Genomic DNA, 14,270 nt, shown 5'->3' on the forward strand with positions numbered 1-14,270 from the left:
ACATAATACAGGCCGGCCGCGACGGCGCCAACGCGCCGCAGCCGGCGAGGAGAGCACGAGAGCATGAGCCAGGCGCCGGATCCGCAGACCCCGCGCAGCGCGAGCGCCCCCGGCGCGACCGCCGTGCTCGACGCCAGCGGGCTCCGCAAGGCGTACGGGAGCGTGGTGGCGGTGGACGGGATCTCGTTCCGGGTCGCACGCGGCGAGATCGTCGGCCTGCTGGGTCCCAACGGCGCCGGGAAGACGACTACCATCAACATGGTCCTCGGGGTGCTGGCGCCGGACGCGGGTCGCGTCAGCGTCGAGGGGCTCGACCTCGCCACCCACCGCAGCGCGGTCCTCGAGCGCATCAACTTCGCCGCCGTCTACTCGCCGCTGCCCGGCAACCTGACGGTGTCCCAGAACCTCCGCGTGTTCGGGATGATCTACGGCGTCTCGCGGCTCGCGGAGCGCATCGAGGAGCTGCTCGGGGAGTACGACCTGGTCCGGTTCCGGAACACCAAGAGCGGGGTGCTGTCCTCCGGCGAGCAGACGCGGCTCTCGCTCGCCAAGGCGATGCTCAACCGGCCGCGGCTGCTGCTGCTGGACGAGCCGACCGCCTCGCTCGATCCGGCCGCCGCGCGCGACATGCGCGTGAGGATCCGGCGCCTGGCGACCGGGGACACCGGCGGCGCGCTGTGGACGTCGCACAACATGCACGAGGTGGTGGAGGTGTGCGACCGGGTGCTGTTCCTGTCGCGTGGCCGCATCCTGCTCGAGGGCGACCCGCGCGCACTGCCGGCGCTGCACGGCAAGGCCAACCTCGAGGAGCTGTTCATCACCGTGGCGCGGGAGCCGCTCTCGCTGGGGCAGGGGTGAGCCCGCTGCGTCCCGGCCGGGTCGCCGCCGTCGTGTTGCGGCACTTCTACCTGATCCGCGGCAGCCTGTCGCGGCTGTTTCCGCTGTTCGTGTGGGTCGGCATCGACATGGTGCTGTGGGGGTTCATCAGCCGCTATCTCGGTGCCGCCGGCGGCTTCCGCTTCAGCCTGGTGACGGCGCTCCTCGGAGCGGTGCTGCTGTGGGACTTCCAGGCCCGCGTGATGCAGGGCGTCACGATGGCGTTCTTCGAGGACGTGTGGTCGCGGAACTTCCTGAACGTCTTCGCCTCGCCGCTGCGGCTGTCGGAGTATCTCGGCGGCCTGGTGCTCTCGAGCATCGGGACCAGCGCCGTGGGACTCGCCGTGATGCTGGGGGTGGCGGTCGCGGCCTTCGGCCTGTCCTACGCCGGCTACGGGCTGCTGCTCGCCGCGTTCCTGCTGGTGCTGTTCCTGTTCGGCATCGCCCTCGGCATCGTGGGCGCCGCGGTGGTGCTGCGCCTCGGGCCCGCGGCCGAGTGGTTCATCTGGCCCATTCCGGCGGTGCTCTCGCCCTTCGCCTGCGTGTTCTACCCGCTGGCCACGCTGCCCGCCTGGATGCGGCCGGTCGCGCGCGCGCTGCCGCCGTCGTACGTGTTCGAGGGGATGCGGGCGATCCTCGCCGGCGGCCACCCGCCCGGCGGCGCGCTGGCGGCGGGAGCCGTGCTCGCGGCGGCGGACGTGCTGCTCGCCGGCTGGGTGTTCCGCGCCGTGCACCGCTACGCGGTCCGGACCGGCCTCATCGCCCGCTACGCCGCCGAGAGCGTGAGCTGACGCGCGTGCCGCCGCTTGACGCCGCGGCCGTCGATAGTTAGAAATTCGTCAATACACGCCACGACGATAGGCAGGATGGACGACACGAGCCTGGTCCGGGTGCTGCGCGCCCTGGCCGACCCCAAGCGGTTCCGGATGGTGCAGGAGCTGGCCCAGGCCGGCGAGCTGTGCTGCGGCGACCTGGGGCGGCGGTTCGACGTCTCCCAGCCGACCGTCTCCCACCACCTGAAACTGCTGGCCGAGGCGGGCGTACTGACCGTGCGCCACGACGGACAGCACCACTTCATCTCGGTCAACCGCAGCGTGTTGGACGAGGCGGGTGCGCTGTTGCCCGCCCGGCTCCGGGCGCGGCGCGGCCGGACCGCCGGCCGCGGCCGGGCCGCGGTCCGGGGAACACCCGCCGGGGTCCGCGGTAGACCGCACGGCCGGATCCCCGGGGGGTGAGCGGAAGGCGCGCCCGTGTCGAATCTGGGCGCGGTCGAACGACGATCTGGCGTCGGGAAGAGCGGCGTAGCGCCCACGGCCTGGAGGCCGTGCGGCGGAGGATGGAAGTCCTGTCTGGAGGCTCCGTGAGTCAGCAGCTCGAGGGTAGGCAGCCCGGTGTTCGCTTCGCCGCGCTCGCGGCGGTGATCCTGGTCCTGGCGGCGGGTTGCCGCGGCGGCGGCGCCGGGCGGGGCGGGTTCCCGCCCGCCGAGGTCGCGGTGGTGGCGGTGGCGCCGCACACGGTGGCGCAGTCGTTCGAGTTCCCCGGCGAGGTCCAGCCGTACCGGCGGGTGGAGGTACGGGCTCGCGTCGAGGGGATCATTGAGCAGCGTCCGTTCACCGAGGGGGCGATGGTCAAGCCGGGCGAGCTGCTCTACCGGCTCGACAAGGTCCGCTACGACGCGGCGTTCCGGAGCGCGCAGGCCAGGCTCCAGAACGCGAGGCAGACGTTCGAGCGGGTGGAACCGCTCCTAGCGCAGCGCGCGGTCGCACAGCAGGACGTGGACAACGCCCGCGCCGAGCTGGCGGCGGCCCAGGGCGCCTTCGACCAGGCGAAGAAAGACCTGGACGACACCGACGTGAGGGCGGAGATCGAGGGCCGGGTGGGGCGCACGCTCATGGAGGTGGGGGCACGGGTCACGGGGCCGGCGGACCTGCTCACGACCATCGACCGCCTCGACCCGGTGTACGTCACCTTCGAGCCCAGCTCGCAGCAGCTGCTCGAGTGGCGGGAGAACGCGCGCTGGCGCGATCTCATCCTCCCCGGGAGCCGGCTCACGGTGCAGGTGGTGCTGCCGGACGGGACGGTGCTGCCGCGCACCGGCCGACTCGACTTCGTGGCCCCGTCGCTCGACGCGGCGACCGGCACGCAGGAATTCCGCGCCACCTTCCAGAACGCGGACCGGCTGCTGATGCCGGGCCAGTTCGTGCGGGTGCGGCTGGTGGGCTTCGCCCGGGACAGCGCCATTGCCGTTCCGCAGCGGGCGGTGCAGACCGGCCTGGGCCGGCAGTTCGTCTATGTCGTGGGCGCGGGCGACACGGTGCAGACGCGCGACGTGCAGACCGGGGCGTGGGCCGGGGACCAGTGGATCATCAACCGCGGCCTCGCGCCGGGCGACCGCGTGGTGGTGGACGGGATCCAGAAGGTGGTCCCGGGCCGGCCGGTGAAGCCGGTGCCGCTCGCCGACAGCGCGGCGGCGGCCGGGACGCCGGTCCCGGCAGGGAAGCGTCCGGGGGCGGGGGCGGGGCGATGACCGGTCCGACCGAGAACGGGAACGAGATCAAGTACTACTTCATCCGCCGGCCCGTCCTGGCCGGCGTGGTCTCGATGATCATCACCCTGATGGGCATCCTGGCCATCCGGCTGCTGCCCATCTCGCGCTACCCGCAGATCTCGCCCCCCGCCATCCAGGTGGTGGCGGTCTATCCGGGGGCGACCGCCCAGGACGTGGCGGAGGCCGTCGCGGCGCCGATCGAGCAGCAGCTCTCCGGCCTGCAGGGGATGCTCTACTACACGTCGGCCAACGCGAGCGACGGGACGATGAGCCTGTCCATCTACTTCGACGTCAACCGCAACCAGGACCTGGCGGCGGTGGACGTCCAGAACGCGGTGCAGCTGGCCTCGCCGCAGCTGCCGGCCGCGGTCCGCCAGCTCGGCATCTCGATCATCAAGGCCAACTCCGACATCCTCGGGGTGGTGGGCCTCAGCTCGAGCGACCCGCGCTACGACGCGGCGTACCTCACGAACTACATGAAGCTGTACATCGAGGACGAGCTGAAGGGCGTGCAGGGCATCGGCAATGCCACCACGTTCGGCGGGCTGCAGTTCTCGATGCTGATCCAGCTCGACCCCGACAAGATGGCGCAGCTCGGCATCACCGTGAGCGACGTCGCGGATGCGGTGCGCGAGCAGAATGCGACCAACCCGGCCGGCCGGCTCGGCGGCGAGCCCGCGCCGCCCGGCACGGACCTCACCATCCCGGTCACGACCGTCGGCCGGCTCCAGACCCCCGACGAGTTCAACGACATCGTCGTGCGGGCGCTGCCGGACGGCTCCGAAATCCGGATCCGGGACATCGGGCGCGCGGTGCTCGGCTCGCAGAACTACGACTTCGAGGGCCGGCTCAACGGCAAGCCGACGGCGCTGTGCCTGCTGTACCTGCGGCCGGGGGCCAACGCGCTGCGGGCCCGCGACGCCGTCGTCAAGCGCATCGGCCAGCTGCAGAAGAACCTCCCGCCGGGCGTGACGATCAGCATCCCCTTCGACACCACCCCGTTCGTCACGGTGTCGATCCACGAGGTGGTCGTCACGCTGGTGGAGGCGCTGCTGCTGGTGGCGCTGGTGGTGTTCGTGTTCCTGCAGAGCTGGCGGGCGACGCTGATCCCGATGCTCGCCGTGCCGGTGAGCGTGATCGGCACCTTCCTCGGCCTCGAGGCGCTGGGGATGTCGATCAACGTGCTCACGCTGTTCGCCCTGGTGCTCGCCATCGGCATCGTGGTGGACGACGCCATCGTGGTCATCGAGAACGTCGAGCGGATCATGGCCACCGAGGGGCTGCCGCCGCGGCTCGCCGCGGACCGGGGCATCCAGCAGGTCGCGCCCGCCCTGATCGCGATCGTGCTGTCGCTCACGGCCGTGTTCGTGCCGGTGGCGTTCACCGGCGGCGTCACCGGCGCCCTGTTCCGGCAGTTCGCCATCACCATCGCCATCGCGGTGGTGCTGTCGGGCGTGGTGGCCCTGACCCTCACGCCGGCCCTGTGCGCCTTCCTCCTCAAGGAGGTGAGCGAGGCGCATACCACCGGGCCGTTCGGCGCCTTCAACCGGCTGTTCGAGCGCGGGCGCGGCAACTACGTGCGGAACGTGGAGCGGGTGCTGCGGCGACCCAGGGCGGGCTTCGCGGCGTTCGCCGTCGTGATCGTGCTCGCCGTGGTGCTGTGGCGGCACGTCCCGTCGTCGTTCATCCCCACCGAGGACAAGGGGTACTTCGCGGTCGCGCTCCAGCTGCCCGACGGCTCCTCGTTGCAGCGCACCAGGGCCGTGGTGCAGCGGGTGGAGGGGTTCCTGCGGCAGGAGCCGGCGGTGCGGAACATCGTCGCCCTCGCGGGGCTCGACATCCTGAGCCGATCGAGTCAGACCAACAGCGCCGTGATCTTCGTCAACGTGGCGCCGTGGGACGAGCGCGGGAAGAAGGACGCGCTCGACGCCATCACCCAGCGGCTGTCCTTCCGGCTGTTCGGGATGAAGGACGCGATCGGCTTCGCCTTCAACCTGCCGGAGATCCCGGGCCTCGGGGCGACGGCCGGGGTCGAGACCAACCTCCAGGACCGCCTCGGCCGTCCGGTGAACGACTTCGCGGGCCAGGTGCAGCAGTTCGTGCAGGCCGCGAACCAGCTGCCGGCCGTGGCCGGCGTGCAGGTCAACTTCCGCGCCAACGTGCCGCAGCTGTTCGTCAACGTGGACCGCGCGGCGGCCAAGGCCCGCGGTGTTCAGCTGGGCGACCTGTTCGGCACGCTGCAGGCGCTGCTGTCCACGCTGTACATCAACGACTTCAACCTGTACGGGAAGACCTACCGGGTGCAGGCGGAGGCGGCGGCCCCGTTCCGCCAGACGCCGTCCGACATCGGGCGGCTGTACGTGCGCGGCGCCAACCGGGCGATGATTCCGCTCTCGGCCCTGACCCGCACCGAGTTCCGGGCGGCGCCGACGCTGGTGAGCCGCTTCAACGGCTTCACGTCGGCGCTGCTCACCGGCGCGCCGAAGCCGGGGCGCAGCAGCGGGGAGATGATGGCGGACCTCGACAGCCTGGTGTCCACCCGCTTCGGCAACGAGGGCCTCGCGCTCGCCTACTCCGGCCAGTCGTATCAGGAGCGCGCCTCGAGCGGCGCGGCGGGCGCCGTGATGGCGCTCGGCCTGATCATCGTGTTCCTCGTCCTGGCCGCGCAGTACGAGAGCTGGTCGCTGCCGTTCGCGGTGCTGCTCGGCGTGCCGTTCGGCGTGCTCGGGGCCTTCTTCGGCGTGTGGCTGCGCGGCCAGCCGAGCGACATCTACGTCCAGGTCGGCCTCATCACGGTGGTCGGCCTGTCGGCCAAGAACGCGATCCTCATCGTGGAGTTCGCCAACTCACTGCGCGAGCAGGGCGTCCCGCTGCTCCAGGCCGCGACGCTCGCGGCGCGCGACCGCTTGCGGCCGATCCTGATGACGTCGCTGGCCTTCATCTTCGGCGTCTCGCCGCTGCTGGTGGCGGGCGGGGCGGGGGCGGTGAGCCGCCACTCGATCGGCACCACGGTGTTCTTCGGGATGCTGATCGCCACGGCGATCGCGATCGTGTTCATCCCGCTGTTCTTCCGCGTGATCCAGGGCCTCGCGGAGCGCGGACGGCCCGCGGCGCCGGCCGGCGGGGAGGTGACCCAGTGAGCGCGCTCCGCGGGGCTGGTGCCGGGGGCCCCGGTGCCGTGGCACGTCGCGCCGCGGCGCTGATCGTCGCCGCGGCCCTCGCCGGGTGCGGCGTCGGTCCCCGCTACCGGCCGGCCCCCGTGGTTCCCGCCGCGACCGAGGTCGGGGTACCGCGGCTGGCGGACTCCACCCGCGCCTTCTTCGATTCGCTGGCGGCCGCCCGCGCGGCCGACACCGCGCGCCCGGCCTCCGCGCCGGTGCCGCCGCGGCGCCTCACGGCGGATTCGGTCGCCGACCTGGCGTGGCTGGACGTGCTGCGCGACACGGTGCTCACGCGGCTGGTGGGCATCGCGCTGCAGCAGAACCGCGACGTCGCGACGGCGCGAGCCACCATCGAGGAGTACCGCGCCCTCGCCGGCGTCGCGCGCTCGGCGCTGTGGCCGAGCCTCGCCCTCAACGGCAGCGTCTCGCGCAACCGGGTGGTGTTCGGCACGCAGGCGATCCCGCCGTACACGGCCTGGCGCGCCACCGCGGACCTCTCGTGGGAGCTGAACTTCTGGGCCGTCGGCAGCGGGATCGCGGCGGCGAACGCCGACCTGGCGGCGCAGCGGGCCGCGGAGCGCGCCGCGGTGCTGTCGCTGGTGAGCGACGTCGCGACGGGGTACCTGCAGCTCCTCGAGCTGGACCAGGAGCACGCGGTGGCCGAGCGGACGCTGGCGTCGCGCCAGGCGACGCTGGAGCTGGCGCGGCAGCGGTTCGGCCGCGGCCTCATCTCCGAGCTGGACGTGCGGCAGTTCGAGGCGCAGGTGGCCGTGCCGGCGGCGCGCCTCGCCCAGGTGGAGCAGGCCCGCTCGCGGCAGGAGCACGCGCTCGACGTCCTGCTGGGCGAAGGCCCGGCCCCGATCCCGCGCGGCACCACGCTCGCGGCCGCGGTGCGCGCGGTGGTGGTTCCGGATTCGATCCCGTCCACGCTCCTCGCCCGCCGGCCCGACGTCGAGGCCGCCGAGCGCGGCTACGCCTCGGCCACGGCACGGGTCGGCATCGCCGGCGCCGCGCGGCTCCCGTCGTTCGTGATCACCGGCTCCTACGGGGGCCAGGCGCCGAGCGCCGGCAACGTATTCCAGGGCCAGGCGAGAGTCTACGAGTTCCTCGGCGGCATCTCGATTCCGCTGTTCACCGGCGGGCGGCTGGTGAACGAGGCCGCGGCGGCACGGGCGCAGGCGGAGCAGGCGAGGGCGCAGTACGAGCAGGCGGTGCTCGTGGCGCTCGGCGAAGCGGGCGATGCGCTGGTGGGCGTGCGGGCCGCGCGCGACGCGGCGGCGGCCGAGCAGACGCAGGCCACGGCGTTGCGGCGCGCGCTGGCCCTGGCCGAGATGCGCTACCGCAGCGGGGTGTCGAACTACCTCGAGGTGCTGGACGCGGAGCGGAGCCTGTTCGACGCTGAGCTGGCGGCGAGCCAGGCCCAGTTGCAGCAGCTGACGGCGGCGGTGCAGCTCTACAAGGCGCTGGGCGGCAGCTGGCCGGGGATGGACGCGACGCGCTGAGTCGGCGAGATCGCCGGCGGGAGCGGCATCAGCCCAGCTGCGCGAGGAGGCCCGACAGCTCCGCGGCGCTGCGGGGCCGCTCGTCGGCCTTCTTGGCCAGGAGCCGCAGCACCAGCGCCGAGAGCGGTAGCGGAACGTCCGCGTTCAGGGCCGCCGGCGCCTCGGCCTCGTCGTGCAGCAGCTTGGCGATCAGCGAGATCGGCGAGTGCGCCTCGAACGGGAGCCGGCCGGTCAGGCACTCGTAGAGCACCACCCCGGCCGAGTAGAGGTCGCTGCGGCCGTCCACGTCCTCGGCCAGCAGCTGCTCCGGCGACATGTACGCCGGCGTTCCCACGACCATCCCCGCCTGGGTCAGCACGGTGGTGTGCTCGACCAGCCGTGCCACCCCGAAGTCCATCACCTTCAGCACGCCCTCCGCGTCCAGCAGCAGGTTCTGCGGCTTGATGTCCCGGTGCACGACGCCCTGCCGGTGCGCCACGTCCAGCGCCTCGGCGAGCTGCGAGCCCAGCGCGAGCACGGCGGAGACGCCGAGCCGGCCGCGCGTCTCGAGGAGCTGGCGGACCGTCATCCCCTCCACGTACTCCATCGTCACGTAACAGGCGCCGTCGCACACCCCGAAGTCGTGGGTGCGCACCACGTTGCGGTGGGAGATCTTCCGCGCCAGGCGGGTCTCGGCCTTGAGGCGCTCGGTCGCCGTCTCGTCCGTCCCCAGCAGCTCCGCGTGCAGCATCTTGACCGCGACGTCCTCTCCCAGCTCGCGGTCCCTGGCCAGGTACACGGCACCCATCCCGCCGGCGCCGAGCGGGCGGACGATCTCGTAGCGGCCCGCGAACAGCTGGCCCGCCTGGAGCGCGGTGGCCGCGGCGGCCTCGGCCGGCGCGGCGGCGGGCCGCGCGGCGGCGATCTCGCGCCGCAGCTCGTCGAGCCGGCCCTGGAGCCGGTCTTCCCGCGCCTTCACGCCGGCGGCCATCCCGTCGAACACCCGCGCCAGCCGCCCCAGCTCGTCGGCGCGCGAGGCGAGGTCGGCCAGGGCGCCGGTCCGGTACTCGCCGCCCTCGACCGCGCGCGCGGCGGCGATCACCCGCTCCACCTCCTTGAGGTAGGCGAGCTCGCGGTCGCGCAGCCGCTTCTTCTCGAGGCTGGCCCCGATCCGCGCCTTCAGCAGCACCGGGTCGAACGGCTTGGGCAGGTAGTCCTCGGCTCCGCGCTCGATGCAGCGCACCACGCTGGCCATGTCGTCCAGCGCGGAGATCATGATCACCGGGATGTCGCGGGTCTCCTCCGCCCCCTTGATCCGCTCCAGCACCGCGAAGCCGTCCAGCTCGGGCATCATCACGTCGAGCAGCACCAGGTCGAACGGGGTCGCGGCGAGGAGCGCCAGCGCGGCGCCGCCGCTCGCGGCGCAGGTGACGGCGTAGCCCTGGCGCGCCAGCCGCCGCTCGAGGACGGCGCGGTTGTCCTCGATGTCGTCCACCACGAGGATCCTCGCGGGCGCGGCCGGCGTCGAGGCGCCGGACTGGCTGGGCGCAGGGTGTATAGAAGCAGGGTGTGAGGGTGTACCGGTCTGGGGTTTGGCGGTTGGGGGTTGGGGTTTGGGGGTGCCGCCCGCGGGCGTCGCGCCGGCCGTCCCCGTCAGCCCCAGCCGCTCGGCCGCGCTGCGGATCTTGCGCACGTCGGCGACGAAGGCGCGGTCCGCGTCGCTCAGCAGGGCATCGGTGGCCTGCAGGATCTTCTCGCGCGGTACGCGCAGCGTGTCGGTCAGCGCCTCGGCCTCGGTCGTCCGCACGTCGTCGCGGCCGGAGGGGAGCGCCCGATCGATCGTGGTGAGCGCGTCGCGCACCGCGGCGAGAGCCTCCTCCAGCGCACGGCGGCGCGAGGCCAGCTCGGCCGCCGCTGCGTCCTCGAGCAGCATCTCGCAGTAGCCGATGATCTGGTTGATCGGCGTGCGCAGGTCGTGGCGCAGCGCCGAGAGGGCCTGGGCGGTCAGCGTGTCGGCCGAGCCGGTCATCCGTGGTTGTTCCGGCCCAGCAGCGCCTGGATCTTGCCCAGCAGCCGCTCCAGCTCGATCGGCTTGGTGTCGTAGTCGTCGCAGCCGGCCTCGAGCGCCTTGTCGCGGTCGCCGGCCATGGCGTGCGCCGTCAGCGCGATGATCGGGACGGTCCTGGTCGCGGGCGCGGCGCGGATCTGGCGCGTGGCCTCCCAGCCGTCCACCTCGGGCAGGCTCATGTCCATCAGGATGAGGTCGTAGGCGGCGGCCTGCGCCATTTCGACGCCCTGGCGCCCGTCGGTCGCCATCGCGACCTCGAAGCCCTTGCGCTCGAGCCGGCGCGAGAGCATGTCGCGGTTCATCTCGTTGTCTTCGACCAGCAGGATCTTCGCCATCGTTCTTCCCTTGGTAGAGCGTCAGCCTGCGGCCGGCGCGTCGGCCTCGATGCTCGCCGGCAGCCGGACCGTGAACGTGGAGCCCCTGCCCGTCTCGCTCGCCACCACGACGTCGCCGCCCATCATCCGGCAGAAGCGCCGGGTGATGGCCAGGCCGAGGCCCGTGCCGCCGTACCGCCGCGCGGTGGACGCGTCGGCCTGGGAGAAGGCCTCGAACAGCTTGGCCATCTGCTCGGGCGTCATCCCGATCCCGGTGTCGGCGACCGTGAAGACCATCCACTCGTCCCCGCTGCCGTTCGCCTCCCGCGCGGCCGTCAGCGTGACCGTGCCGTGGTCGGTGAACTTGCAGGCGTTGGACAGCAGGTTGAGGAGCGTCTGCCGGACCTTGATGAGGTCCGACCGCATCGCCCCCAGCGCGTCGCCGCAGCGGATCTCCAGGCGGTTGCCGTTCTTCTCGACCAGCGGGCCGATCGTGGTCGTGACGTCGCGGATCGTGTCCCGCACGTCGAAGCTCTCGACGTACAGCTCGAGCTTGCCCGCCTCGATCTTGGAGAGGTCGAGGATGTCGTTGATCAGCGCCAGCAGGTGCCGGCCGGCCGAGCGGATCTTCTGGAGGTCGGGAGCCAGCTCCGGGTGGCCGACGTCGGCCACCTCCTCCTCCACCATCTCGCTGTAGCCGATGATGGCGTTGAGCGGCGTCCGCAGCTCGTGGCTCATGTGCGCGAGGAACTGGCTCTTGGCGCTGTTGGCCGCCTCGGCCTCGCGGCGCGCCTGCAGCAGCTCGGAGATGTCGTGGTAGAGGCCCATCAAACCCACCAGCTCGCCGTCCACCACCACCGGGACGCCGAGCACCTCCACGTCCACCAGGCTGCCGTCCTTGCGGCAGCGGCGCCCCATCGCGTGCACGGGCCCCGTCTCGAGCACGTGCTGGGTGTAGCCGATCGCCTCGGCGCGGGTGGTCTCGGTGCTGATCAGCTCGTCCAGGTCGCGGCCCACGGCCTCGCGCTGCGCGTAGCCGAACAGGGTTTCGAACGCCGGGTTGCACGAGACGATGTGGTGGTTGCGGTCCAGGACCACGATCGCCACCGGGCTGTTGGAGACGAGGTCCTCGAAGTACTGCTTCTGGCGCTGCGCGGCCGTGTAGAGGCGGGCGTTCTCGATGGCGACCGCCGCCTGCGGGGCGAAGATGTTGAGGCGCCTGAGGTCGTCGGCGCCGAAGCGGCGCGACGGGTCGGAGTGGACGGTGGCCATCGCGCCCACCAGCCGGTGGCCGATCAGCAGCGGCGCCGCCATCACCGCGAAGTCGGTCGCCCCGGTGTACTTGGCGGAGCGGCCCTCCCACGCGCCGTAGCTCGGGACGATCAGCGGCTCGTGGGTCTGCGCCACCCGGCCCATCGCGCCCTCGCCGAGCGCCATCCGCGTGCCGGCGGAGTCGATGCCGATGTTGAGGCTCGCCACCACCACCAGCTCGCGGGCCGCCTCGTCGTAGATCGCCAGCTCGCCGCCGGTCACGCCCAGCAGGGAGGTGGCGCGCTGCAGCATCGCCTGGAGCAGCTTCGACAGCTCCAGCTCGCCGGACAGGTCCGCCATCGTCTCGAGCAGCGCCTTCTGCTCGTCGGCGCGCCGCCGCTCGGCCTCCAGCAGCCGGGCCCGGGCGATGGCGACCGCGGCCTGCGGCGCGAACATGTTGAGCAGCCTGAGGTCGGCGGGGCCGAACTTGCGCGCGGGATCGGCGTGCACGGCCGCGATGGCGCCCACCAGCCGGCTTCCCACCAGCAGCGGCGCCACCATCACCGAGTGCACCGTCACGTCGGCGTACTGCCCCGAACGGCCCAGCCACTCCGCGTACTCGGGAATGAGCAGCGGCTCGTGAGTCTGGGCCACGCGGCCCATCGCGCCCTCCCCGGGCGCGAGCCGCGTGCCGGTCGAGTCCTTGCCGATGCTGTGGCTCGCGACCACCACCAGCTCGCCGGTCGCGTCGTCGAGGATCGCCAGCTCGCCGCCGGTGACGCCGAGCAGCGTGACCGCGCGCTGCAAGGTGGCCTGCAGCAGCTTCGACAGCTCCAGCTCGGCCGAGAGGTCGGCCATCGTCGCGAGGAGCGCCTCGTGCTCGTCCACGCGGCGGCGCTCGTCGGCCAGCAGGCGCGCCCGGGCCAGGGCGAGCCCCGCCTGGTTGGCGGCCGCGGTCAGGATCTCGAAGTCGTCCTGGTCGAACGCATCCGCCGTGCCGCTCTCGACCACCAGCACGCCCACGGTCCGCCCGTCCACCTGGACCGGCACGTCCACCTCGGATCCGCGGTTCGGGCTGGGGACGTAGCGGGCCTGCTTCGCCACCCGCGCCGTGTAGTGCAGCTCGCCGTTCGCGAGCGGCAGCTCGCTCAGGCCCCGGCCGGGCGGCAGCCGGAAGTCCTCCGGGGCGTCGGGCCAGCCCACGCTGGCCTTGAGCACGCGGTCGCCGGTCGCCGGGTCCACGAGGAACAGGCCGAGGAACTCGTAGCCGAGCCCTTCGTGCAGGCCGGCCACGACGCTGCGGCAGATGGCGGACTCGTCGGGCGCCGCGCCGATCTCCACGGTGAGCCGCAGCAGCGCGGCGAGCCGCCGGGCGAGGTCGCCCCGGGGCCGCACGGCCGGCCGTGGCTTCGCGGCGCGGGAAGCGGCGCGTCCGGCGGCCCGCTTCACGCCGCCGGCGTCCGCGCCGCGGCGAGGCTCAGGACCTCGGTCACCAGCGCGTCGGGGGTACGGTACTTCTTGAGCACCGACACCAGCCGCTGGCGCTCGATCGGCTTGGTGAGGAACTCGGAGGCGCCGAGCGCGAAGCCGATGTGCTTCTCGTCCACCACGCTCAGCATCACCACCGGGATCGCCGCGAGGCCGGCGTCCGCCTTGAGCGCGGTCAGCACCGCCCAGCCGTCCATCCCCGGCATCAGCACGTCGAGGGTGATGACGTCGGGCCGGCACTCCCGGGCGCGCCGCAGCGCGGCGTCGCCGTCGGCGGCCTCCTCGACGCGGAATCCCTCGCGGCCGAGGTGGCGCGCGATGAGGTTGCGCGCGGCCGGATCGTCGTCCACCACCAGCACGGTGCCGGCGGCTCCCGATCCCGCCGACGCCGCGGCCGCGGGCGCTTCGGCCTTGGGGTCCGGCACGCTCGCCGGGATGCGGACCGTGAAGGTCGAGCCCTCCCCGGGCCGGCTCGAGACCGTGATGTCGCCGCCCATCAGCTGGCAGAACCGCCGCGAGATCGCGAGCCCGAGGCCCGTGCCGCCGTAGCGGCGCGAGGTCGAGGCCTCCGCCTGCGCGAACGCCTCGAACAGCTTCGAGAGCTGCGCCGGCGTCATGCCGATGCCGGAGTCGGTGACCCGGAAGACCATCCATTCGCCGTCGCCGCCGGCGGCGATGCCGGCCCCCGCGCCGTCGCCCGCCGGCTCGCGCCCCGCGGCCAGGGTGACCGTGCCGCGCTCGGTGAACTTGCACGCGTTCGACAGCAGGTTGAGCAGCACCTGGCGGACCTTGGTGAGGTCGGCCCGCATCGCGCCGAGTCCCGGCGCCGCCTCGACCACCAGCCGGTTGCCGTTCTTCTCGACCAGCGGCTGCACCGTGGTCGCCACCTCGCCGAGCATCGCGCGCGTGTCGAACGCCTCGAGGTACAGCTCGGTCTTGCCGGCCTCGATCTTGGAGAGGTCGAGGATGTCGTTGATCAGCGCCAGCAGGTGGCGGCCGGCGGTGTGGATCTTCTCGAGGTCGGGGGCGAGCGCGGTCTGGCCGAGGTCGGCGACCTCCTCCTGCAGCATCTCGCTGTAGCCG

10 protein-coding genes are annotated in these 14,270 nt (G+C 72.8%); 6 read left to right on the forward strand and 4 right to left on the reverse strand.

The genetic code is table 11. From position 1 onward, the window contains the following. Positions 1 to 63 precede the first annotated feature (63 nt). The 6 genes from VMF70_15320 to VMF70_15345 all read left to right on the forward strand — a co-directional run bounded on the left by VMF70_15320 (position 64) and on the right by VMF70_15345 (position 8,087). Positions 64 to 858: an ABC transporter ATP-binding protein gene (locus VMF70_15320; protein HTT69393.1), complete on the forward strand. Its 795-nt coding sequence runs from the start codon at positions 64 to 66 to the stop codon at positions 856 to 858. Further along, the gene (locus tag VMF70_15325) at positions 855 to 1,667 is read left to right on the forward strand and encodes an ABC transporter permease (protein HTT69394.1); all 813 of its coding nucleotides are present in this window, start codon (positions 855 to 857) and stop codon (positions 1,665 to 1,667) included. Before VMF70_15320 ends, VMF70_15325 begins: the two co-directional genes overlap by 4 nt. A 75-nt stretch (positions 1,668 to 1,742) precedes the next feature. Next, entirely contained in the window at positions 1,743 to 2,111 is a 369-nt protein-coding gene (locus tag VMF70_15330) for a metalloregulator ArsR/SmtB family transcription factor (protein ID HTT69395.1), read from the forward strand. A gap of 125 nt (positions 2,112 to 2,236) precedes the next feature. Further along, positions 2,237 to 3,403: an efflux RND transporter periplasmic adaptor subunit gene (locus VMF70_15335; GenBank protein ID HTT69396.1), complete on the forward strand. Its 1,167-nt coding sequence runs from the start codon at positions 2,237 to 2,239 to the stop codon at positions 3,401 to 3,403. Further along, the gene (locus VMF70_15340; GenBank protein HTT69397.1) at positions 3,400 to 6,564 is read left to right on the forward strand and encodes a multidrug efflux RND transporter permease subunit; all 3,165 of its coding nucleotides are present in this window, start codon (positions 3,400 to 3,402) and stop codon (positions 6,562 to 6,564) included. Before VMF70_15335 ends, VMF70_15340 begins: the two co-directional genes overlap by 4 nt. Continuing rightward, a complete protein-coding gene (locus tag VMF70_15345) occupies positions 6,561 to 8,087 on the forward strand; it encodes an efflux transporter outer membrane subunit (GenBank protein HTT69398.1) in 1,527 nt (508 codons plus the stop codon). The genes VMF70_15340 and VMF70_15345 overlap by 4 nt, the downstream gene beginning before the upstream one ends. Before the next feature lie 28 nt (positions 8,088 to 8,115). On the opposite strand, the gene VMF70_15350 is transcribed toward VMF70_15345, so the two are convergent. The 4 genes from VMF70_15350 to VMF70_15365 all read right to left on the reverse strand — a co-directional run. Further along, positions 8,116 to 10,095, reverse strand: coding sequence for a protein kinase (locus VMF70_15350; GenBank protein ID HTT69399.1), 1,980 nt, complete (start codon positions 10,093 to 10,095; stop codon positions 8,116 to 8,118). Then, on the reverse strand, positions 10,092 to 10,469 hold the full coding sequence (locus tag VMF70_15355) for a response regulator (protein ID HTT69400.1): 378 nt from the start codon (positions 10,467 to 10,469) through the stop codon (positions 10,092 to 10,094). Before VMF70_15355 ends, VMF70_15350 begins: the two co-directional genes overlap by 4 nt. A 21-nt stretch (positions 10,470 to 10,490) precedes the next feature. Further along, the gene (locus VMF70_15360; GenBank protein ID HTT69401.1) at positions 10,491 to 13,094 is read right to left on the reverse strand and encodes a GAF domain-containing protein; all 2,604 of its coding nucleotides are present in this window, start codon (positions 13,092 to 13,094) and stop codon (positions 10,491 to 10,493) included. A 50-nt stretch (positions 13,095 to 13,144) separates the two neighbouring features. Next, the coding region (locus VMF70_15365) for an ATP-binding protein (protein HTT69402.1) at positions 13,145 to 14,270 on the reverse strand (1,126 nt) is incomplete at its 5' end.

It is taken from the genome of Gemmatimonadales bacterium (genome assembly GCA_035502185.1).
Classification (GTDB): domain Bacteria; phylum Gemmatimonadota; class Gemmatimonadetes; order Gemmatimonadales; family JACORV01; genus Fen-1245.